General features: G+C 66.7%; 17 protein-coding genes. 4 read left to right on the plus strand and 13 right to left on the minus strand.

All coding sequences use genetic code 11. The features are described 5' to 3' along the window. Nucleotides 1-14: 14 nt before the first annotated feature. Entirely contained in the window at nt 15-962 is a 948-nt protein-coding gene (locus ACW2Q0_RS07350; protein WP_457187480.1) for a zinc-binding dehydrogenase, read from the minus strand. 55 nt (nt 963-1017) lie between these two features. After that, entirely contained in the window at nt 1018-2232 is a 1215-nt protein-coding gene (locus ACW2Q0_RS07355) for a cytochrome P450 (protein WP_457187483.1), read from the minus strand. Between the two features lie 561 nt (nt 2233-2793). Here ACW2Q0_RS07355 and ACW2Q0_RS07360 point away from each other — a divergent pair. The 4 genes from ACW2Q0_RS07360 (at nt 2794) to ACW2Q0_RS07375 (ending at nt 8153) form a co-directional block, all read left to right on the plus strand. Further along, nucleotides 2794-4785, plus strand: a complete 1992-nt coding sequence (locus ACW2Q0_RS07360) for an acetoacetate--CoA ligase (protein ID WP_457187485.1) — start codon at nt 2794-2796, stop codon at nt 4783-4785. A gap of 29 nt (nt 4786-4814) precedes the next feature. After that, on the plus strand, nt 4815-6044 hold the full coding sequence (locus tag ACW2Q0_RS07365) for a CaiB/BaiF CoA transferase family protein (RefSeq protein WP_457187487.1): 1230 nt from the start codon (nt 4815-4817) through the stop codon (nt 6042-6044). A gap of 105 nt (nt 6045-6149) precedes the next feature. Continuing rightward, nucleotides 6150-7694 carry a flavin-containing monooxygenase gene (locus ACW2Q0_RS07370; RefSeq protein WP_457187489.1) on the plus strand — a complete coding sequence of 515 codons (1545 nt, stop codon included), beginning with the start codon at nt 6150-6152 and terminating at the stop codon, nt 7692-7694. A 30-nt stretch (nt 7695-7724) separates the two neighbouring features. Next, complete coding sequence (locus tag ACW2Q0_RS07375) at nt 7725-8153, plus strand: nuclear transport factor 2 family protein (protein WP_457187491.1); 429 nt, start codon at nt 7725-7727, stop codon at nt 8151-8153. Nucleotides 8154-8212: 59 nt separating this feature from the next. Here the strand turns inward: ACW2Q0_RS07375 and ACW2Q0_RS07380 are convergent, their stop codons facing one another. The 11 genes from ACW2Q0_RS07380 to ACW2Q0_RS07430 all read right to left on the minus strand — a co-directional run bounded on the left by ACW2Q0_RS07380 (nt 8213) and on the right by ACW2Q0_RS07430 (nt 21386). After that, nucleotides 8213-9169, minus strand: a complete 957-nt coding sequence (locus tag ACW2Q0_RS07380) for a cyclase family protein (RefSeq protein ID WP_457187493.1) — start codon at nt 9167-9169, stop codon at nt 8213-8215. Further along, complete coding sequence (locus ACW2Q0_RS07385; RefSeq protein WP_457187495.1) at nt 9166-10245, minus strand: acyl-CoA dehydrogenase family protein; 1080 nt, start codon at nt 10243-10245, stop codon at nt 9166-9168. Before ACW2Q0_RS07385 ends, ACW2Q0_RS07380 begins: the two co-directional genes overlap by 4 nt. A 33-nt stretch (nt 10246-10278) precedes the next feature. Next, nucleotides 10279-11502, minus strand: coding sequence for an acyl-CoA dehydrogenase family protein (locus tag ACW2Q0_RS07390; protein WP_457187497.1), 1224 nt, complete (start codon nt 11500-11502; stop codon nt 10279-10281). 44 nt (nt 11503-11546) lie between these two features. Continuing rightward, entirely contained in the window at nt 11547-12467 is a 921-nt protein-coding gene (locus ACW2Q0_RS07395; protein ID WP_457187499.1) for an enoyl-CoA hydratase, read from the minus strand. Nucleotides 12468-12481: 14 nt separating this feature from the next. After that, nucleotides 12482-13399, minus strand: coding sequence for an alpha/beta hydrolase (locus tag ACW2Q0_RS07400; protein ID WP_457187501.1), 918 nt, complete (start codon nt 13397-13399; stop codon nt 12482-12484). A 243-nt stretch (nt 13400-13642) separates the two neighbouring features. Then, nucleotides 13643-14251, minus strand: a complete 609-nt coding sequence (locus ACW2Q0_RS07405; protein ID WP_457187503.1) for a nuclear transport factor 2 family protein — start codon at nt 14249-14251, stop codon at nt 13643-13645. A gap of 145 nt (nt 14252-14396) precedes the next feature. Beyond that, nucleotides 14397-16253, minus strand: a complete 1857-nt coding sequence (locus tag ACW2Q0_RS07410; RefSeq protein ID WP_457187505.1) for a GAF domain-containing protein — start codon at nt 16251-16253, stop codon at nt 14397-14399. Between the two features lie 205 nt (nt 16254-16458). Next, nucleotides 16459-18132 (minus strand): class I adenylate-forming enzyme family protein, encoded by a 1674-nt coding sequence (locus tag ACW2Q0_RS07415; RefSeq protein WP_457187507.1) that lies wholly within the window; start codon nt 18130-18132, stop codon nt 16459-16461. 29 nt (nt 18133-18161) lie between these two features. Further along, nucleotides 18162-19808 carry a flavin-containing monooxygenase gene (locus ACW2Q0_RS07420; protein WP_457187509.1) on the minus strand — a complete coding sequence of 549 codons (1647 nt, stop codon included), beginning with the start codon at nt 19806-19808 and terminating at the stop codon, nt 18162-18164. A gap of 58 nt (nt 19809-19866) precedes the next feature. After that, the gene (locus ACW2Q0_RS07425; RefSeq protein WP_457187511.1) at nt 19867-20262 is read right to left on the minus strand and encodes a Zn-ribbon domain-containing OB-fold protein; all 396 of its coding nucleotides are present in this window, start codon (nt 20260-20262) and stop codon (nt 19867-19869) included. Further along, complete coding sequence (locus ACW2Q0_RS07430; protein WP_457187513.1) at nt 20259-21386, minus strand: thiolase C-terminal domain-containing protein; 1128 nt, start codon at nt 21384-21386, stop codon at nt 20259-20261. The genes ACW2Q0_RS07425 and ACW2Q0_RS07430 overlap by 4 nt, the downstream gene beginning before the upstream one ends. Nucleotides 21387-21408: the final 22 nt, after the last annotated feature.

Here is a 21408-nt window from a genome sequence, read left to right on the forward strand (position 1 = left end):
CGGGTGATCGGCCGTCAAAGGCGATCGGGAACCAGCAGCAACTTCCCCATAGCGGTGCCGTCCCGCATGGTGCGGAAGGCAGCACTCGCCTCGCTGAGCGCGAAGGTGCCGTGGATGGGCGGACGAATTCCGTGCCGGACGCAGAAGCCGATCAATTCGCCGAGCTCGGCGGCTGTCCCCAGCGACGCCCCGAGAATCGACAGCTGCTTGGCGAAGATCCACAGGATGTCGACCGTGGCCTCGAATCCGCTGGTGGCTCCGGATACCACCATGGTGCCCCCCGGTGCGAGGCAGTTGATGGAGTGCTGCCATGTCGAGGCGCCGACCGAGTCCATCACGTACCCGACGGACTCCGGGAGCCTCGCACCCGGGTCGAAGACTCGCTCCGCCCCTATGGAGCTGGCGTATGCCTTCTTGGCTTCGGTGGTTCCGGTCACCCAGACCCGTGCTCCCGCGGCCGCGGCGAGCATGATCAAGGCGCTGGACAGCCCGCCACCCGAGCCTTGCACGAGTACGGTGTCGCCCGGTCCGACCCGAGCCCGGGAGAACAGCATCGAGTACGCGGTCAGCCATGCGGTCGGCAGGCACGCCGCTTCCTCGAAGGTCATTCCCGGGGGGATGGGAACGAGATTGGCGCGGGGAACATTGACATAATCGGCAAAGGTGCCATGATGGCGCTCGGACAACAGGGACGGACCGGTCCGGTCCTGGATCACCGGATAAACGAGGACGGCGCGGCCGTCCTCATCCACTCCGGCTGCGTCGCTGCCCAGGACGATCGGCAGGTGATTCACCGCGGGCCCGACTCCACTGAGCGCGAACAGATCGTGCCGATTCAGTGACGCCGCTTCGACCCGTACCGTGGTCCATCCCGCGGGGGCCTCGGCCAGCGGCCGGTCGCCGTACTGCACGGCACGTATCGGATTATCGGCGTCTGGTTCATTCAGGTAGACCGATCGCATCGGCGTTTCTTTCTTGGTTTCGTCGCCGCGGTGGCTCGGATGACGGGTTCGCGGGTCAGGCGTTCGCGGTAACGAAACGCACGGTGAGTTCCTCGGCGCGCGCCGCATACATCGATCCGCCGAACTTCGCCGTCACGATCTCGCATCCGTCCCAGCGATCCACCAGTGCCCGCAGTACCTCCTCCTGTTCCATCAGCGTGATCATCCGGCCCAGGCAGCTGTGTGTGCCGGTCGCGAAGTTGAGCAGCTGGCCACTGTTCGCCCGGGTGATGTCCAGCCGTCCCGGGTCGGTGAAAACCGAGGGATCACGGTTCGCGGCAAAGACATTCGGCCACAGGATGTCCGTCTGGACGAGCGGGATGCCGTGATAGTCCAGAGGCTCCTTGGGGGAGCGCATCACCGCCCACACATTCGGGTTGAAACGGGACAGTTCGAGCACGGCGTTCGGGATCAGGCTCGGATCGGCCTGCATCTGCTGCCAGGCTTCGGGATGCTTGGCCAGGGTCAGCAGGTGCAGGTTGAGCTGGCCGTTGGTGGTGTCCGTGCTGCCGAACAGTGCGAGCCACACCACGGCCATGACATCGTCGTCGTTGATCTCGCCGCGGTCTCGCGCCTGCACGAGGAATGAGAAGAGATCATCACCAGGGGTGATGCGGCACGCTGCCAGCCGCTCTTCGATGAGCACTTTGGCCTGCTGCGCTGACCGCTCGACGATCTCGCGGTACTCGAGGTTGGCTGCCTGCGCCATCAGCAGGACGTCCTCGGACCACTGTGCGATCTCGGTCCAGCGATCGAGCGGCACCCCCGCCATCTGGCAGAACAACGTGGACGGGAGCCGGCGACCGACCGCATTGTGGAAGTCCACGATGTCGGAATCCATTTGCTCGTCCAGCCATTCACCGACCCAGCGGCGCACGTGGGCCCGGAGATTATTCGCGTTCGTCGCGTTGAACCACGGGTTGGCGGCCTTCCTGGCGACCGTGTGTGCGGCACCCTCCCGGTTCTGCAACGCGTTGACGAAGGTCTCGTAGACGACACCGCTGGTGATGCCGACACCACCGAGCCGGGACGCCACCGAGGCGTTGAACCGCGGATCGCGCATCACCCGCGCGGATTCGGCGTACGACAACGGCTCCAGTCCGCGCTGGCTCCGCACGTAGCCGATACCGTCCCGATATCCGGCATAGGCTGCTTCGGCGGCGCGCACACCTCCTTGGAACTGTTCGGCAGTCAGGTCGATTTCCGGAATCATGTCGAACGTCAGCGTCATCGTGTCTCCTGGTCGGTCGCGATGTGATGTCCGACACGATGTGGGTCGCGACCACGTCCTGGCGACCGGCTGGACGCATCGGGCTGGTGACTTCTCCAACGATCGGGACCCTCGGTCCGCGGGCTCGCGCAGGGGGGTCCGAAGGTGTGGGGTCTCCGCAGTCGCCAGCGGGCACGTCGTCGTCGCTGGAGATTCCTTTTGTTCGGTATTTCGTGGTCGGCGCTGTGTCGGCCCGGAACCCGGATGTGCCGCGATTTTCCGGGCGGTTCGAGTGCCGCAGGATTCTTGGAGAGATCGACAACCGGACGTTTCAGCGGCGCGGAGCCGATGCCACCGCGATCGAGAGGGGCGTTGCCGGGCGGACCGCCTGGCGTCGGTGGCCGACCGAGTGCCTGTACTGGAACTGCTTCCGGTTGAACAGATTGCGCCCGGAACGGATGCCGGATCGGCCCGTGCCCCGTGCTGCTGCCCGCGCGCGATGCGGAGATGTCTTGTAGATCGGGACAGGTGCGGTCGCGGCGCGGATCGACAGGCCGCGCACCGGGGGACACCGTGTGATCCATGAGAACTACTAGTGAGCGAGCCGTGGCCGCGCCGGCGTGGACGCCCAGTGCCGATCTCGTAGAAAATGCTGCGATGACGCGGTACCTCAACTGGGCGGCCGCGAGGACGGGCGTGCAGTTCGACGGATACCACGACCTATGGGAATGGTCCGTGCGCGACATCGAGGGATTCTGGGAGAGCATCTGGGACTACTTCGATGTCGAGGCGTCTGTGGCGTATCGCAGCGTGCTCGGGAGCCGGGCGATGCCGGGTACCGAATGGTTCCCCGGCGCGTCCCTGAACTACGCCCGGCACGTGTTCCGAGGCCGCCGACCCGATCAGCTCGCGCTCCAGTACGCCTCGGAGATCCGCGGGCTGGCTGCACTGACCTGGGGCGAACTCGAGCGCGCGAGCGCCGGAATCGCTTGGACGCTGCGCGCTGCCGGAGTGGTGCCGGGTGATGTTGTCGCGGCGTACCTGCCCAATCTGCCGGAAACCGTCGCGGCCTTCCTTGCCTGCGCGTCGATCGGCGCGGTGTGGTCGAGTGCCGCACCGGAGTTCGGAGTCCGTGCCGTGCTCGACCGGTTTTCGCAGATCGAGCCGAAGGTGCTGCTCTGTGTCGACGGATACCGTTATGGCGGCAAGGATTTCGATCGCCGCTCGGTGGTGCATGAGCTGATCGCCGGACTACCCAGCGTGGAGGTGACGTTCGGACTTTCGTATCTGAACGAGGAGCCGATACCAGGCACCCGGCCGTGGGCGGAACTCGTGGGTGCGGGGGAGGCGGGTGAGCTCGAGTTCGTGGACGTGCCGTTCGGAGATCCGCTCTGGGTGCTCTACAGCAGCGGCACCACCGGACTGCCCAAGGCGATCGTGCACAGCCAGGGCGGAATCCTGCTGGAGCACCTCAAGATGATGTCGCTGCATGTGGACGCGCGGGAGGGCGACCGGATCTTCTGGTTCACCACCACCGGCTGGACAATGTGGAACTTCCTGGTCGGGTGTCTGCTCACGCCCGCCTCGATCGTGTTGTTCGACGGCAACCCCATGTACCCCGGGCCGGAGGTGCTGTGGCAGCTGGCCGAAAAGGCTGGGATCACCTGTTTGGGGACCAGCGCCAGTTTCCTGGGGGCGTGCGCCAAGACCGATATCGCACCCGCCGAGCAGTTCGATCTCAGCGCGTTGCGCGCGGTGGGCTCGACCGGTTCCCCGCTTGCGCCCGAGGCATTCGACTGGGTGTACGAGCGGATCGGACGGGATATTTGGCTCTTCTCGACCAGCGGTGGTACGGACGTCTGCTCGTCTTTCCTGGCAGGAGTCCCGACGTTGCCGGTGCGCCGGGGTGAGCTCCAGGCCCCCGCCCTCGGCGCCGCGGTCGCTGCGTGGGATCCGCAGGGCCGGCCGCTGCGGGGTGCGGTCGGTGAGCTCGTGGTGACCCAGCCGATGCCGTCCATGCCGATCTGGTTGTGGGGCGACGAGTCCGGTGAACGGCTGCGTTCGTCCTACTTCGACATGTATCCCGGCATCTGGCGGCACGGCGACTGGGTCGAGATGACCGAGAACGGCGGCGCCGTGATCCATGGCCGGTCCGATTCGACAATCAACCGCGGGGGTGTCCGGATCGGAACCAGCGAGATCTACCGGGCGCTGACGAATCTGGAAGAGGTGGCGGACGCGCTCGTGGTCGATGTCCCCCGGCCGGGGACGCACGGCTGGATCGTGTTGTTCGTGGTGCCATGTGCCGGCGCGGTCCTGGACGAGGAGATGACCCGCACTATCCGCGGCCGGATCCGGCAAGAGTGCTCACCTCGGCATGTCCCGGATCGGGTGGTCGCGATTCCCGAGGTGCCCAGGACCCTATCGGGCAAGCCGCTGGAGGTGCCGGTCAAACGCATCCTGATGGGCGATGAGGTGCCCACCGTGGTGAGCGTGGACGCGCTTGCCAATCCGCGGTCGCTCGGATTCTTCATCGAGCTGGCCACGTCCGCCGAGTGGAGCCGGGCGCGATGAGTGCCGGGCCGTCGAATCGAGGAGTACCGATGACCGAAACTGGCCATCCCGGCACCGCGACCGGTGCGGGCCCGCTCGAAGGACTCCGGGTTATCGAACTCGGATCGATTCTGGCAGCCTCGACTGCGACCCGGATCATGGCCGACCTCGGCGCCGAGGTGATCAAGGTCGAGGCGCCGGACCGGCCCGACCCGATGCGGCACTGGGGCCGTGGCACTACCCGCGCGGGTCGTGCGCTGTGGTGGCCGGTGACCGCCCGCAACAAGAAACTGGTGACCGCGAATCTGCGCACCGACGCGGGCCGGGAGCTGTTCCTGCGTCTGAGCGATAGCGCGGACGTGATCGTGGAGAACTTCCGCCCGGGCACGCTGGAGAAGTGGGGACTCGGCTACGACCGGCTCGCCCGGGACAACGCGGGCTTGATACTCGCGCGGATCTCCGGATTCGGGCAGACCGGCCCCTACGCGAACCGCGCCGGATACGCCGCGGTAGGCGAGGCAATGGGCGGTCTGCGCTACATCAACGGTCACCCCGATATGCCGCCACCGCGCAGCGGGATCTCGCTGGGGGACTCGCTCGCCGGGATGTTCGCCGCGCACGGTGTGCTGGCCGCGCTGCACGAGCGCGTCCGCAGCGGCCGTGGCCAGGTCGTGGACGCGTCGCTGGCGGAATCATGCATGGCCCTGTTGGAGAGCTCGTTCGCCGAGTACGACGTTCTCGGGCAGATCCGCGAACCCTCGGGCACCGGACTGCCCGGGGTATCGCCGTCGAACCTCTTCCGTTCACGCGACGGGAAATGGGTGGCGATCGCCGCGAACCAGGATCAGATCTTCCGCCGGCTGTGCGCCGCGATGGGACAGCCCGAACTCGCCGACGATTCCCGTTACGAGAACCATATCGGGCGCGCCGAGAACCAGGACGAACTGGAACGACTCGTCGCCGACTGGGCGGTCCAGCACGACGCGGCCGAACTGGACACGATACTCGCGGCCGCCGAAGTAGCCGCAGGCCCGGTCTACACCGTCGCGGATATCGTCGCCGACCCGCATTTCCGGGCTCGGGAGTCGCTGGTGCCCCACTATGACGACGAGATCGGCGAGTTCCTGTCGCCGGGCGTGGTGCCGCGGCTGGACCGGACCCCGGGCCGGGTCCGGTGGACCGGTCCGTGGGAACTGGGAGCGCACAACGCGGAGATCTACGGCGCACTCGGTGTGAACGAGGCGCGATTGAGCGTGTTGTGCGAAGCGGGGGACATCTGATCCCGGTGCGCGTTGGAGACCGGTACAACGGCAGCGGATCGCTCGGTGCCGGGCGCTTGCGGCGGTGATTAGCGTCGCTGCCGATCCGAAACGAAGGGGCAGGAAATGCTGAGTTATGGCCGAGGAAGCCCGGATACACGCGGGCCCCGGGTGGCGATCATCGGCGCGGGATTCGGTGGAATCGCCGCCGCCGTCAAGCTCGTCACGGCGGGAATAGGGTCGTTCACGGTATTCGAGAAGGCCGACCGGGCCGGTGGGGTCTGGCGGGACAACACCTATCCCGGCGCCGAAGTCGACACACCGTCACATTGGTACTCGTATTCCTTCCGTTATTTCGACTGGCCGCGAACCCACGGCAGGCAGCCCGACCTGCTCGAATACCTCGAGAGCGTGGTGGACGATTTCGGGATCGGCCCGCACATACGTTTCGGGACCACGGTTCGGTCGCTGGTCTGGGACGACGACCGACATGGATACGATGTGCAGCTCGCGGATGGAACGGTCGAAGAATTCGATGCCGTGATCTCTGCGGTCGGGCTTTTCAACGTACCCCGCTACCCGGACTGGCCCGGCCTCGACTCCTTCGAGGGGCCCCTGTTCCACACCGCGCGCTGGGAACACGAGCATGATCTGACGTACGCGAGCGTCGCGATCGTCGGGACTGGTTCGACCGGCGCGCAGCTCGCCACCGCGCTGGCACCTCAGGTCAAGCACCTGACCATCTTCCAGCGGGATCCGGGATGGGTGACCCCGAAGGGGGAGCGGGATCTCGCCCCGGCCGAGCGGGCCCGGCTGCGAAATTCACGCCACTATCGGGCGGAGCGGTACCGCAGCTTCCTGCGTGAGCAAATAAGGTTCTGGGGCGGGAAACAGATGCAGCCCGGTACCGAGCAGAATGCCGCCGCGCAGGCACAGGGCGAGGAATACATCGCCTCAACCTTTCACAATCGGCCGGAGCTGCGCGAGGCGGTCACCCCGAATCACCCCTTCTTCGGAAAGCGGCCGGTTCGCGCCACCGGCTTCTACGAGACCCTGCTGCGGGAAAACGTGACGTTCTTACCGCGTGCGGTCCAACGGGTCACCTCACGGGGCCTGATCGATGTGACCGGACACGAACACGCGTTCGATGCGATCGTGCTGGCCACCGGATTCCGCGCCGCGGAGTATCTCGGGGAGATCGAGCTGCGCGGCAGGGGCGGTCGCTCGATCCACGAGCGGTGGAACGGGGAGCCGGATGCCTTCCTCGGAATCACGGTGCCGGAGTTCCCGAACTTCTACATGCTGTTCGGTCCCAACACCAACATGGGGACGATCGTCTACAACCTGGAGACCCAGGCGGACTACGCGGTACGTGACATCAAGCGGATGCGCCGTACCGGCGTCACGGCGATCGAGACCAAGGAGATCTTCCACACGCTGTACAACCGGTGGCTGCAGCACGCGCTGAGCAAGACGGTATGGAAGACGACTTCCAGCTACTACAAGACACCGTCGGGGAAGCTTGTGGTTCCGTTCCCCACCGCCATGGTCGTCTACTGGGCACTGACCCGGCTCGGCCGGCGGATCTCCGCACGGGAACGCCGGATCCGACGCCCGGCGCATCGCCGGAGCGACCAGCGGCTGCGGGACGCGGTCGAATCCACGGCCTGAATAACGACACACGAGGAACCGGAGACCGGCATGACATCAGGCAGCCCAGAGGACCGCCTCCACATCACGGAATTGTTCAGCAATTATGCCTGGGGGATGGACAGGGTCGATCGAGCCGCGTTCGAAAGCATCTGGACCACGGACGCGGTATGGAGCGCGGAAGGCGTGAACATCCACTGCGAGGGCCTGCCCGCGATCATGGCCTATTTCGATGCGACATCGGCGACCCGAGTACCCGCGCCCGGCACGGGGAGCTGTGTTCGTTTCTGTTCAACGCCGATCATCGACTTCCAGGACGCCGACCACGCCGCGTGTCGATCGGAGCTGGTGGCCTTCCGCAATACCGGCACGGCAGTGGTCCCATACTCGATCGGGTACTACGAGGACGAACTTGTCCGGGTGGACGGCCGCTGGCGGATCCGGCACCGCAGAATGGTGGTCAATCCGCCCGCAAGCTGAGCGGTGGGGCGTTGGCAGATCTGGAGCGGTAACACACGCGTGTGCCACCGACCCAGATCTCATTTCAGCGCAATCGGATTCAGGGGCGAGCCGACCGCGCCGGTGATTGTGAGTGGGACCGCGTTCAGGAAGAACTCGTAGCCGCCGTCCGCTGCGCAATCCCCTGCCAACTCCTCGAGATCCCACATCTCCCCGATGTGGATCCCGGCATTGACGAGCAGGATCACGTGGAGCGGCGCGAACACTTCGGCCGACTCGTATGGCCGGACATCGAGCCCCCAGGTGTCACAGGCGACGGCGGCGACGTCGTGACCGCACAGGAAGTGCGCCGCGTCCGCGGACAACCCCGGGGCGTCGCCGCCGGCGTAGTCGCCCCACTCGCCGCGAGCCTTGACCTGGGCGAGCTGGCCGGTGCGCACCAGCACGAAGTCGCCGGGACCGACCTCTACACCCTGAGACTCGGAACACCGCTGCAGATCGGCGGTGTCGATCGCGTCGCCCGCCTCCAGCCAGTCGACCCCGCGGAACCGCGCCATATCGAGTAGCACGCCGCGCCCGATCGCCCGGTCTTTGATACTTGTGATCGAGTTGCGAAGCGCGCCCGCGCTCGTCACGTCCGCTGTGCTACGCCCGTTGTACATCTGCTTGCCATAGAAGGCGTGGGCCAGGGCGTCCCATTGGGTGCCCGCCTGCAGGTACAGGTGGACGAGATCGTCCGTGCCGTCGAACTGGGGCAGCTCGCCCGCGTCGGCGGCGATGTCGCCGCCGTCGCGCGCCATGTAGTGCTGCGTATTGGTTCGGCCGGTGCGCCCGCGCCCGGTCTGCGGCCCGGTCCGGTCCAGCGGCAGCGCGAGCGAATATGCGCGTCCGGTCCGCACCAGCCGCGCCGCGCGAGCGATTCGTGCCCCATCGACCAGGTTCATGGTTCCTGCCTCGTCGTCGCTACCCCAACGGCCCCAGTTACGGTAGAGCTCACCGAGTTCCTCGATCTGCGCACGGGAGTACGTGTGCCTCATGCGATCGCTCCGCTGGCCGCATCCAGGCTTCGCGCCGCGCGTTCGGTCGGCGCGAAGTCGGCCACTACCGCCGCAGTGGACAGCGACCGTTTGAGGAAGCGCGGCACATCGTGCTCCCAGGTGAATCCGATCGCGCCGTGCACCTGCACGGAACTGCGCACAACACGGCCGAACGAACGGGAGGCCGTCTGAGCGGCCAGGAAGGCGTCGACCGGATCGCCGTGTCCTGCCGCATGGTCGGCGGTGGCGGCCAGCACCGCGGCCCGCGCACGCTCCACGTCCACGAACATGTCCGCACATCGGTGCTTGACTGCCTGAAACGCCCCGATAGGGCGACCGAATTGGTGCCGGGCCAGTGCGTAGTCCACGGTCATCTGGAGCACCTCTTCGGATGACCCGACCTGCTCGGCGGCCAGGCACAGCGCTGCTGCGGCCATCGCGCGGTCCAGCGCCGCCGGGTCGGCGGGTACCGCGACCGCCGCGGCATCGGCGAAGGTGAACTCGGCGAATACGCGCGAGGGATCGACCCCGCGGGTGCTTCGGCGGCGCACCCCAGGGCCGGTGAGATCCGCGACGACCAGCGGATGTTCACGATCGCCAGGGCATGCAAGCACCAGCAGGTCCGCGACGTCGCCACTCAGCACCGGGCCGGTGTCGCCGGTGAGCCGCACCCGATCGTCGGCGCCGTGAACCGCAAGCCTCGCTGAGCGGACGGCCGCTGCTCCGATCGACTCGCCGGAGGCGAGCCGCGCCACCGGGCCCGCTGCGTGTTCCGGGTCGCCGGCCTGGAGCAAGCAGGCGGCCAGCCCCGCAGATGCGAGCAGCGGGCCGGGCAGCAGAATCCGCCCGGCCTCGAGCAGAACCACACCGAGTTCGAGCAGCGTGGCGTCGGCGCCACCCGCCGTGCCGGGCAGCAGCAGGCCGGGCAGCCCCATCTTGTTCATCCGTGCCCAGAGGTCCCGCTGGGCATGATCGTCGAACCCGTCACGGGTGCCGTCGAGCGGCGCGTGGCGCTCGAACAGCCCCCGGACCGCGTCCCGCAGCGCCAACTGTTCGTTGTCGAATCCGAATCTCATTGCACTCTCTTTCATTGCGACGCCGGTGCGGGGTCAATCGCGCTTGTCCCGCGGCAGCCCGAGGATCTGCTCCGCGATGGTGTTGCGCTGCATCTCACTCGACCCGCCGTATATCGAGATGGCCCGCCCGTTGAGGAAATCGCTCAGCCAGGCCACCGAGGAGTCTGAGTCGAAGCCGAGGGACTGCGGCTGCAACATTTCCTGCGGCTCCGCGCCCTGCAGGTCGTTCAGGCCGTTCCCGACCAGGTCGATCGCCAGTTCGGTGACGCTCTGCCGGTAGGTGGAGGCGACCAGCTTGACCACCGAGGTAAGCGCCCCAGGGTCTTCGTTGCTCGCGGCCATGGACAGCACTTTCATGGCGAGGCTGCGCTGAGCGTGTACGTCGGCGAGGCATTGGGCCAGGCGTTCGCGGATGCCCGGATCCTCGGCGCGGCCGCACGCCCCGGCCAGGCTCCGGATCCGGTCCAGCTCCAGCCGGTTGCGTAGCGCGGCTGCGATACCGCTGGCGCCGCGTTCGAAACCGAGCAGGGTCAGTGCGACCTGGGCCCCGCCGTGCACCGGGCCGACCAGGTTGTCGCGGGCGGTGTAAGCGCTGTCGAAGAACACTTCGGAGAACTCCACCTGGCCGGCCATGTTCGTGATGCCGCGGACGTCGACGCCGTTCTGCTCCAGTGGGATCAGCAGGAACGAGATTCCACGCCCGCGCTGCTCTGACGGATCGGTGCGGACCAACGTGAAGATCCAATTGGCGGTCACCCCAGCGGTCTGCCAGATCTTCTGCCCGCTGACCCGCCAGCCCTGTTTGGCGGGCTCGGCCCTGGTGCGTAGCGCGAACAGGTCCGAACCCGCCTCCGGCTCGGAATAGCCCTGCGCCCAGCGGATCTCGCCACTGAGGGTGCGAGGCAGGAAATAGTCCCGCTGCTCGGGAGTTCCCCAGCGCAGCAGCGTCGGACCGAGCAAGTTGATGCCGAAGGGGTCGTTCGGCGCGGGCAGATGTGGCACTCCGCGGCGCACGAACTCCTCTATGAGAACCGACTGCTCGAATACGGAAAGCCCACGGCCACCGTATTTCTCAGGCCAGTGCGGAGCGAGCAAACCGTCCTTGGCAAGGATTGCCCGCCATTGCTCGGTGAAGGTCGCCAGCTCGTCCGGGGGCAGCGCCCCGGCCCCGGCCCAGGTGGCTGGGAGGTGTTCGCCGAGGAAGGCCTGAACCTCCTTGCGGAAGTCTTCCGCTGCGGGGGGGAAACTCAGATCCATCGTGTCATCTCGTCCGCGTCGTCGGGTTTGGCAGGGAATGCTCGTCACGATCCGGGCTGCGGATCGTCGGCGCGGGCGCGGGTCTTCGCCGTCGGCACGACCGGGCGCTGTTCGGATCGGGCTCGCCCGCTGGGATCGGCGACCTGCACGGTGGCAGCGCCGTCACTGAGCATCAGCCAATGCGCGTGGTTCAGCTGATGGAGGGTAAATGCGGAGGAAAGGGCTTGCTCGAATCCCTGGGCTTCCTGCGCCTGGTTGACCTGGTTCTTGATGAGTGTCGATGCGACAGATGGCAGCTCGGCGATGCGGCGCGCGTATTCGATCGTCGAGTCGACCAGTGCCGCAGGCTCGAACACTCTCGACACCATGCCGATGCGGTAGGCATCCTCCGCAGTGAGGCAGTCGCCGGTGAGCAGCAGATCCTTCGCCCGCCGCGAGCCCAATTCCCAGGGGTGCGCGAAGTATTCGACGCCACACATGCCGAGCCGAGTCCCGACCACATCGGCGAAGGTTGCGGTGGTGTCGGCGACGATGAGGTCGCAGGCCCACATCAGCATGAGCCCTGCCGAGTACACCGGACCCTGCACCGATGCGATCGTGATCTTCTGGATCTCGCGCCACTGCTTGGTCTTCTCCAGGTAGAAATGCCGTTCCTGCCCCCACATCCGCTCGATGCCGGACCTGGTGCCGCCGAACTGCCTGTATGTCCGATGCTGGCCGGGGCCTGGTTGCCGCTCCGCGAGATGATCGCGGGATCCCAGATCGTGCCCGGCGGAGAACGATGTGCCCGCGCCCCGGAGGATGACCACCCGTACACCGTCGTCGGCGTTCGCCGCGTCGAACGCCTCATCCAGTTCGACAAGCAGCCCCCGATTCTGTGCGTTGCGCTGGCGGGGCCGGTTCAGCGTAATAATCGCGATCGCACCGTCGTCGATCGTCTCGTACTCGATCCATTGGAAGGTCACTGCGCGTGCTCCGTTCAGGCTGTTGGGGAATCGGACTGGACCCGGCGGCTGCCGGAAGAAGCGGTGGTACGCACGAATCGGCCTACCCGCGCGTGCGCGTCACGGCTGCGTCCGACCGATCCAGCCCAGTCGAGGAAACCGTGCGGAAGCCCGGGGTAAGTGTGGGTCTCCACCTCGACGCCGGCCGCCCGCATCGCGGCCGCGTAGGCTGCTCCGTCGTCGTGCAGGATGTCGATGCCGGCGAGCACGATCAGGGTGGGCGGGAGCCCGCCGAGTTCCGCGTCGATCGGGGAGATGTCGGGGCCGGTGGAGTCCGCTGCTGTACCGAGATACAGCTTCCAGCAGGTTTCCAGCGCGGCCGCGGACAGCGTCGGCGAAGCCCCCGCGTAGGACGGCCGTTCCATCCGCCGGTCGGTTACCGGGTAGACCAGGACCTGCCCGGCGAGCGGATGCTCGCCAGGGCCTCGTGCGGCGATAGTGATCAGATTTCCGCCCGCGCTGTCACCACCGGCGACTACGCGCCGGGGATCATGGCCGAGCACCTCGGCGCCGGCCCGGCTGCGCACCCACGCGAGCACCGCGCGCGCCTCATGCAACGCGACAGGAAACGGGCTCTCCGGCGCCAGCGAATAATCGATGGACAGCACCGGTGTGCGGCTGTGCGCCGCCAGCGATGCCGCGGTCCTGTCGAAACCCGCCGCCGAGCCGGCGATCCAGCCGCCCCCGTGCGCCCAGACCAGAAGACCGCCGGTGGGCGCGCACCCAGCGGGTACGTAATGGCGGACGCTGGTGTTCGTCCTGGATTCGACGACGGCCTTGGTGACTACGGTGCCCGCCGGTATCCGCGGTCCGAACCGCTCGGCGCACACGAGGTACTTGGCTCGGATATCGACCAGGTCGACTGCGGGAATCTCGGCTCTGGCATCGACCACCGCTCGAGCTTCGGGATCGAGCCTGGCTGTTCTCGTTGTTGGATGGTTGTCCACACGTCCGCTCCTCGCCGGTCTGCGGCCGGGAAACACTCGGACACCCGGCGTGAGTCGTTCCTGGTAACGCCGCGGTGACCGCGCGTGGCGTCGAGGGCCGAATCTACGCAGCCGGGTACCCGAGACGTGGTGCGCTTGCGGTGCGGATTGTCGGACTCTCCAAACCCGCGCTCGAAGCACTCGACCGGATCAGTCCGTCGTGGTCGAGCGGTACTGGTCGAGGCGCTCGGTGGAGATCGTCAGCGGGCGCTGGTAGCTGGGATCGAGACGATCTCGGCGGGGCAGCTCGCGTGATTCGGCCACAGCGCGCTCCCGCGCCGGGAAATGGTCGAGCGAGGCGGTCACGTGCTCGGAGTACTCCGCCGGCGTAGAAACAGGGAGCTGCCAATCGGTGAGCACCAGCCGCTTCCGGATGGTCCAGTGATCATCCTCCTTGACCAGCTGATCGACGTAGCGGCCGCCGACCATCGAGAACTGGCTGCCGGTCTTGGTCAGGCTGCTGGCGATGAAGTAGGTCTCCGCATGCGCCACCGCATTATCGATCTCTACCGAGTGGTTCCCGATGAAGTGGTGGGTACTGTGACGCTGCTCGCGCAGCGTGGTCTCCATCCACTCGTAGAATTCGTCGCGACCACCGACGAACACGGCGTGATCGTCCTCGGCGTCGCGGTGATAGGTGCTGAGAAAGAGTTCGCGGTCGAGCCGATCCGCGGCGCGCGCGAATCGGGTGACGACCTCGAGGATCTCCTGCTTGTCGAGCAGGCGCTGCAGCCGACCGAGCAATTCGTCTCGGACCATGATGTGATCTCCCTTCCCACGAACCGGTTCCGATCGGAAGGTTAACGAGCCGCCAGCTGTCCGCCCGGGTCGCCGGCGAAGGGGATTGTGTGACTCCACAACCGGAGCCGCACGGTCGTTCCCGAGCTTGCCGATCTTCGGGTCGTCAATCTGCGTTGTCGGGTGGGAGATCCCACGGCATGTCGCCGACCAGGCGCAGCGCCGCTATGGAGAGTTCGGCCTTGAGCTGATCGGTCGTTTCGTTGAGCAGGTCGAGCCCGGTGAGTTTCTCGATCCGGGCGAGCCGGTAACGGATGGTGTTCTCGTGCACTCCGAGCGTCCGCGCGGCGCGCCGGACGTTGGTGGACTCCAGGAAAACCCGTGCGGTGACGAACAGGTCGTCTTCGCCGACCGAACCGTCCAGGCCCCGGAGATGGCGGCGCGCGTAGGCACGGGCCTCGTCCACATCGACCGAAGCGACGAAGGGCAGCGCCGGGCCGAAGTCACACACCAGGACCGCGCGGGGCAGCCGGGGGTGGCGGAATCGCTGCGCGCATCGCAGCGCCTGCTGGCATTCGGTGTAGATGTCGTGAGTGTCGGTCACGTTGGTGAACCGCTCGGAGATCACCGCCGAGATCTCGATGGGGCAGTGCCGCTCGGTGAGCAGGTGGGCGAGATCGTCCCGCAGCGTCCGGAGGTCGGATTGCGGTGCCTCTGCGAGGACGACGACATATCGGTGGCTCACTGAGGTGAGAATGTTCCCGCTGCCCAGTGCGCGAGCCGCGACCGCCACCAGATTCCTGGCGTCCTGCGCGGGCAGTCCGGCCGGGGATGGCGTGCCGAACAGCAACAGCAGATGCTCCGCGCCTGCGGCGAGTCCCGCCACGTCGGCGCGGTCGGCCAGTGCGTCGGCGTCACCGCCACCCTCGAGCAGATCTCGCAGGACGCTGCTGCGCAGTTCGGCGACGGTCGTTGCCCTGTCGTTCGTGGCCGCGACAGCAGTGCCGAAGCGTGCGCCGACCCGATAGGCGACATCGTTCTCGAACGTCTGGAACGGCCGCCCGGTTTCGTGCACCACGATGTGTCCCCAGCATTCGGCGCCGAGTTCGATCGGCGCGACGATGCATCGATGATGGATGCCCAGGGCAGGCAGCGCGGCGATGGTGCGGGGCTCACTCCGGTCCCGGAGGTATTCCAGGTCGCGCCGGATTCGTGGGTGCGCTTGGATCCGGGCGTCTCCGAGATCGATCAGGCGGCAGTGATCGCTCCCGTCCGGGTATCCGTCTGAGACCTTGCGCCAGTTCCGGTCGTGCACGCTGACCGGCCTGCCGAGCAGCCGTGCGGCGTTGCCGGCGAACGCGGCGGGAGAGACCCCGCCCGCGACGAGATCCTCGAGCAGGCGATCGAGCCGGACCAGCCGCCGGAGAGTGGCGTTCTCGCTTTGCGTACGTCGCAGCGATTCCATTTGCTCGCCGAGTGTCGTGGTCATCGCGAGCGGGGCACCGCACAACGCTCCGAGCTGGCAGGCCGCCTCGATCTGCCACGAGGAGAACTTCGCCTGCTCGTTCTCGCTGTCCAGGAACACCAGCCCCACGACATCCTCGTCGAACGTGAGGGGGATGCCGAGCATGGAGTAGACGCCCAGCGCCCGGGAGGCCGCTTCCCATCTCTTCACCAGCGGGTCGCTGAGGCTGTCGTTGACGACCACCGGTGCCCGCCGGGTCAGGATCTCGTTCGAGAGGGGGTCCGTCCCGTCGACCATCGCGCGTGCCCGGGCGGTGTAATCTGCCCGGCCCAGCGACAAATTGATCTGGAAGTGGCCCGATTCCTGGTCTGGTAGGGAGATCGAACATCGGCTCACCCCGGTGGAGGTCGCGAACGCAGTCGCGACGGAGCGCAGCACCGCGCTGAGATTCGGATTGGTGTGCGCAGTGCGGGCGACGGAATTCGCTGCACCGATCACCGTGGGCAAGAGCGCAGCGCGGCTCGCGTAGGTCACGGTGGAGGATCTGGCGGCGGTCATAGTGACGGACCTCCGGGACGAGATGGAACTGTGAAATGGAGCACAGTATGGTGCCCGGATCGAGTTTACGTCAAGGTATTGACGGAAGTATCGAAAATGCTTCAGAACAGCGATGATTCGATTAATGGCAATAAGAAATAGCCCTTGGCCCCGGATGGTGTTCGGGGCCAAGGGCCATTCGGCGCTGGTGTCCGGGGACCGTGGTTTATGGCGACGACGGTACCACCAGCTCTTTCACCAGGGACTTGACGAGTTTGCCGCTGGCGTTCCGGGGCAGCGGCATCGTGATCAGCAAGATCGTCGCAGGCACTTTGAAGGCTGCCAGCCGCTCCGCGGTGAAGGTCCGGAGTTCATCCGGTCCGATGTCATGCCCCGGGTTCAGCCGGATCACGGCACACACTTCCTCTCCGAGCCGTGGGTGGGGCAGCCCGATCACCGCGGACTCGGCGACGGCGGGATGCATGGAGAGAATCGACTCGACTTCACCGCAGCTGATGTTCTCGCCACCGCGGATGACCACGTCCTTCAACCGGCCCACAATGTAGAGAAACCCCTCGTGGTCGGCGCGGACCAGATCACCGGTGTGGAACCAGCCGTCGGTGAACGCAGCCCGGGTGTCCTGCGGGCGATCGAGATACCCTCGAGCGACCTGGGCGCCCCGGATGAGGAGTTCCCCGGGCTCGCCGACAGGCACGTCCTGCCCGTCGGGTCCGGCGACCCGCACCTCGATGGTCGGCAGGGGCCGGCCGATGCTGGTCGGCCGCTGCACGAATTCCGGCCCGGAGATGGTCGTCACTGTCGAGGTGGTCTCGGTCAGGCCGTAGCCGGTCACCGGTCGCACGGAACCGCCGTGCAGACTGCTGATCTCCAAGACCTGGCTCACCGGTGCCAGTGATCCGCCGAATCCCAGTGCGCGCAGCGGTGTCGGTGCCGGGTCGTCTCGAACCAGTTCCAGCAGTTCACGGACAGTCAGCGGCGGCCCCGAGAAGGAGGTGATCCCGTGCAGCCGGATGAGCCGATCGGCCTCTTTCGCATTCCACTTGCGCAACAGGGTCAGGCACGAGCCGCTGAACGCGGCGCTGTAGACGAGGCTCAGACCTGCGATGTGGAACATCGGATAGGCGTTCAACGTGGCGGCCGGCCCTGCGGCGTTCGCTGGTCTCCCGCCGCGCAGTTGCAGGTGCAGCAGGTTCGTGACGTGATTGCGGTGAGTGGAGATCACACCCTTCGGGCGTCCGGTCGTGCCGGAAGTGTAGAGAATTGTGGCCGGTGCGTCCGGATCGGCGGACGCCGCGGCGAAGCGCTCAGGGTTGTTGCGGGCCTGCAGATCCTCGGCCAGCAGATCCTCCATGGAAACGCCGCCGGGGACGGCGCCGCAGCGCACGCCGATCAACACGGTGGTGTCGTCGACGATCGTGGCCAGCGATTCCGCCCGCTCACGATCGGCGAACACCACGGCGGGTCGGCTGTCCTGGTAGAGGAACCGCAGTTCGTCCGTCCTGAGCCAGGCGTTGAAACCGACAACGACGGCTCCGGCGAGCTGGGCGCCCCAGAACGCGAGTGCCCACTCCGGATAGTTGCGCATGGCGATAGCGACTCGGTCGCCGGGGCGCACCCCGAACTCGTCCCGTAGTGCTCCGGCCAGCGCGTTGACAGCGCGCCACTGCTCCGTGAACGTCCATTCCGCGTCCTCGAAGCGCAGGGCAGGCCGCTCACCATGCCTGCGCGACTCGTGCAGGACATCGAGCAGGGTGTGCGGTGCGCGGTCGAATACCGTATACCGGTGTCCCCGGATCATCGCTGTGGTCAACGGGAACGGCGTACCGTCGCCGACGAGCCAGGCTGTGCTTGCCGGGACTTCCGGGTTCGGCGTGGTCACGGTGTCTCCTTGAATTCGATCGTCGTGGATCAGGCGGTGATGAACTGGCGCAGCCCGTCCACGGCGGCCAGCGCGCGGGTGCGGTACTGCGCGAATCCGCCGCCGTAGGCGAGTGCCTGGCGTGGCTTGCCCGGAATATTCGCCCCGACCCACCAGCTGTCTGTCTTCCAGATCAGCGTGGCCTCGTACACCGAGTTGGCGTGCTCGGCCCACTCGCGCTCGGCCTCGGCGACTGGCTCGATCGTGGACCGTCCAGCCCCCGCCAGGTGCTCGATCAGATCAGCGACGTAGGTGGCCTGGAAGTCGCACAACAACGGGGGTGAGAAGTGGAACGCGGGGGATTGCGGGCCGTTGACGAAGTACAGATTGGGGAATCCGGACGTCATCAGCCCCAGCAGCGTCCGAGCTCCTTCGCGCCAGTGTTCGGACAGCCGCTTTCCGCCGCGCCCGCAAATGTCGATTCGCAGCGCGGCGCCGGTCGCGGCGTCGAATCCGGTCGCGAAGATCAGCAGATCGAGCTCGTGCACCGTTCCGCTGGCTTGCTGGACGCCCCCGGGAACAATTCCCACGATCGGGTCGGTGCTGACGTCGACCAGCTCGACGGTGTCGCGATTGAATGCTGCGTAATATCCGGATTCGCCGGGCGGGCGCCGGGACAGTGGCGGATGGTTGGGGACCAGTTTCGCGGCGGTTCCGGGGTCGTGGACGATCGCGCGGATCTTCTGCTCCAGGAAGCGCCGCAGTTCGTCGTTGGCGGCTTCGCTGCGGAGCAGATCCACGAAACTGCGCCCCATGTGCACACCACCCGACCGCCACCGCCACTCGAAGTCGGAGACTCGTTCGGCCGGGCCGACATCGAGCGCGTTGCGCGACTCGGCCAGCACGATCCGTCCGTCCATCAACACCATGCCCGGGCCCCGGGATTCGTGTTCCAGTCGGCGGATCTCGGTGTAGTGCTCCTTGACGAACTGCTCGTACGCCGGGTCCATCGGTGTGTTCCGCAATGGGAAGCACCAGTTCGCGGTGCGCTGGAAGACCGCGAGGTGAGCGACATCCGCGCAGATCGACTGGACGACCTGGACGCCGCTCGCGGCGGTACCGACGACCCCCGCACGCCTGCCCTCGATCGCCGGGCCGGGATCGGGCCACGCGCCTGTGTGCACGAGTTCGCCACGGAACGTGTGCAGGCCCGGGATATCCGGATAGCTCGGCGTCGACAGGAATCCGGTCGCCAGCACGACATGGGGTGACCGGAAGCGCTCCTCGCCGGCGCCCGTGGTCACCGTTGCGGTGCTGTTCCAGATCGCGGAGTCCTCGTCGAAGATCAACCGGGTGACCCGCCTGCCGAACCGGATGTCGCGCCGCAGGTCGAGCCGGTCGGTGACCCAGTTCAGGTAGCGCTCGACCTCGGGTTGCCCGGCGTACTTCTCGGACCAGTGCCAATCCTGCTGGATGTCATCACGGAAGCCGTAGGAGTACTCCAGCGATTCGATATCCACCCGGGCGCCGGGGTACTTGTTCCAGTACCAAGTACCGCCGACACCGTCGCCCGCCTCCAGCAGAACGGTGGTGAAACCCCGGCGCCGCATAGTGTAGAGCGCGTTGAGGCCGGCGAACCCGGCTCCGATGATGACGACATCCACGGCTGTGGCCGTGTGTTGTTCATCCGTTGGCATCGATCTTCTGCCTTTCCTCTGACGTGGGGTGATGGCTGCGACCACCGTGGTGGCGAAATCAGTCGGCCAGTTCGAACGAGGACACTCCGAAGCCGTCCACCACCGTGGGCCGGAACCGTACCGGGGCATCGATCGCCGGCACACCACCCGGGATCAGGGAACTGATGAGCCGTGGGCCTTCGTCGAGTTCCACGACGGCGACGGAGTAGGGAACCTTGTCCGCAAACCACTCGTGTACGGCGCGGTGATACACGACCCAGCTGATCAGCCGGCCCCCGCCGGTTGCCTCGCGCCAGGTGGGCGAAGTGGCGAGGCAGCGCGGGCACTCCTCGCGTGCGGGCAGCCACGAGTGTTCACACGAGCTGCAACGCTGGTATGTCAGCCGCCCTTCGGCCAGCGCGGCCCAGTAGGGTTCGGTCAGCGGGGTGATCTCTGGAAGCGGCGCGCCGGTCATCGGTCGCCCAGGATCAGAGTGGAATGGGTTGTCATGATGCCTCCCTGGTTACTGACGATGCATGTGCTTGCACCGGCTACCTGCGCGGTCGACGTACCCCGGATCTGCCGCACGCCCTCGATGACGAGTTGCATGCCCGGCATACCGGTCTCAGCCAGCAGCCCGCCGCTGGTGTTCAGAGGCAGTGTTCCGCCCAGCTGGACGGCGCCATCCCGGACGAACTTCCCGCCCTCTCCCTTCGCGCAGAACCCGTAGTCCTCCAGCGTCATGATCGGTGCGATGGTGAAGCAGTCGTACAGCTGCGCGACAGCGATGTCCGCGGGCACCATGGCGGCCATGTCGAAAGCGGTTCGGGCGGATACGGTGGCCGCCGTCGTGGTCAGAACCGGGCGTTGCGCCACATCCCAGGAGGTTTGGCCCTGTCCGAACCCGAGAATCGGCACTGCGGCGGTGATTCCGGACCGGGCGGCGCGCTCGGCACTCATCACGATGACCGCGGCGCCGCCGTCGGATATCAAGCAGCAGTCGTCGCGGTGCAGCGGGTCGACCACTGCGGGCGAGGCCGCGTGATCGTCAAGGGAGAGCGGCCGTCGCAACTGAGCGTGCGGATTGCGTAACGCGTGGGCCCGGGCGGCGACCGCGACTTCGCCAAGATCACCCACTGTGGTGCCGAACTCCTCCATGTGCCTGCGTGCGATCATGGCGTAGCCCGCCGCGGTACCGAACCAGCCGTACACCGCGTCGTCGCCCCAGCCGCGTTCATAGGCCTGGCGTGTACCCGTCCGCGGATTATCGGCGATCGTCACGAGTGCCACTTCACACTGACCGTGCTCGATCGCCATCGCGGCATACGAGATCATCGAGATGTTGGTCGCACCGCCCTGGTCCCAGACACCGCCGATACGAGGCTGCAGACCGAGAGCTTCCGCGACTGTCTGGCCGTACATCATTCGGTACGTCGACGTCGGGTACTTGACGAACACAGCGTCGATGTCGTTTTTGTCGATTCCGGCGTCCGCCACCGCTTTTCGCGATGCCTCCACATTGAGTGAGGTGGTCGAACGTCCGACCAACTTGCCATACTCGGTATGGCCGATTCCGGCAATGACAGTCTTGCCTCGCATGGATCTCCTCAATTCGGTGTGC

The organism is Nocardia citri, from assembly GCF_054065835.1.

Bases quoted from the DNA above. Each gene is read 5' to 3' on its own strand.
- ACW2Q0_RS07350 (WP_457187480.1), bottom strand. From the start codon at position 962: ATGCGATCGGTCTACCTGAATGAACCAGACGCCGATAATCCGATACGT.
- ACW2Q0_RS07355 (WP_457187483.1), bottom strand. From the start codon at position 2,232: ATGACGCTGACGTTCGACATGATTCCGGAAATCGACCTGACTGCCGAA.
- ACW2Q0_RS07360 (WP_457187485.1), top strand. From the start codon at position 2,794: ATGAGAACTACTAGTGAGCGAGCCGTGGCCGCGCCGGCGTGGACGCCC.
- ACW2Q0_RS07365 (WP_457187487.1), top strand. From the start codon at position 4,815: ATGACCGAAACTGGCCATCCCGGCACCGCGACCGGTGCGGGCCCGCTC.
- ACW2Q0_RS07370 (WP_457187489.1), top strand. From the start codon at position 6,150: ATGCTGAGTTATGGCCGAGGAAGCCCGGATACACGCGGGCCCCGGGTG.
- ACW2Q0_RS07375 (WP_457187491.1), top strand. From the start codon at position 7,725: ATGACATCAGGCAGCCCAGAGGACCGCCTCCACATCACGGAATTGTTC.
- ACW2Q0_RS07380 (WP_457187493.1), bottom strand. From the start codon at position 9,169: ATGAGGCACACGTACTCCCGTGCGCAGATCGAGGAACTCGGTGAGCTC.
- ACW2Q0_RS07385 (WP_457187495.1), bottom strand. From the start codon at position 10,245: ATGAGATTCGGATTCGACAACGAACAGTTGGCGCTGCGGGACGCGGTC.
- ACW2Q0_RS07390 (WP_457187497.1), bottom strand. From the start codon at position 11,502: ATGGATCTGAGTTTCCCCCCCGCAGCGGAAGACTTCCGCAAGGAGGTT.
- ACW2Q0_RS07405 (WP_457187503.1), bottom strand. From the start codon at position 14,251: ATGGTCCGAGACGAATTGCTCGGTCGGCTGCAGCGCCTGCTCGACAAG.
- ACW2Q0_RS07410 (WP_457187505.1), bottom strand. From the start codon at position 16,253: ATGACCGCCGCCAGATCCTCCACCGTGACCTACGCGAGCCGCGCTGCG.
- ACW2Q0_RS07420 (WP_457187509.1), bottom strand. From the start codon at position 19,808: ATGCCAACGGATGAACAACACACGGCCACAGCCGTGGATGTCGTCATC.
- ACW2Q0_RS07425 (WP_457187511.1), bottom strand. From the start codon at position 20,262: ATGACCGGCGCGCCGCTTCCAGAGATCACCCCGCTGACCGAACCCTAC.
- ACW2Q0_RS07430 (WP_457187513.1), bottom strand. From the start codon at position 21,386: ATGCGAGGCAAGACTGTCATTGCCGGAATCGGCCATACCGAGTATGGC.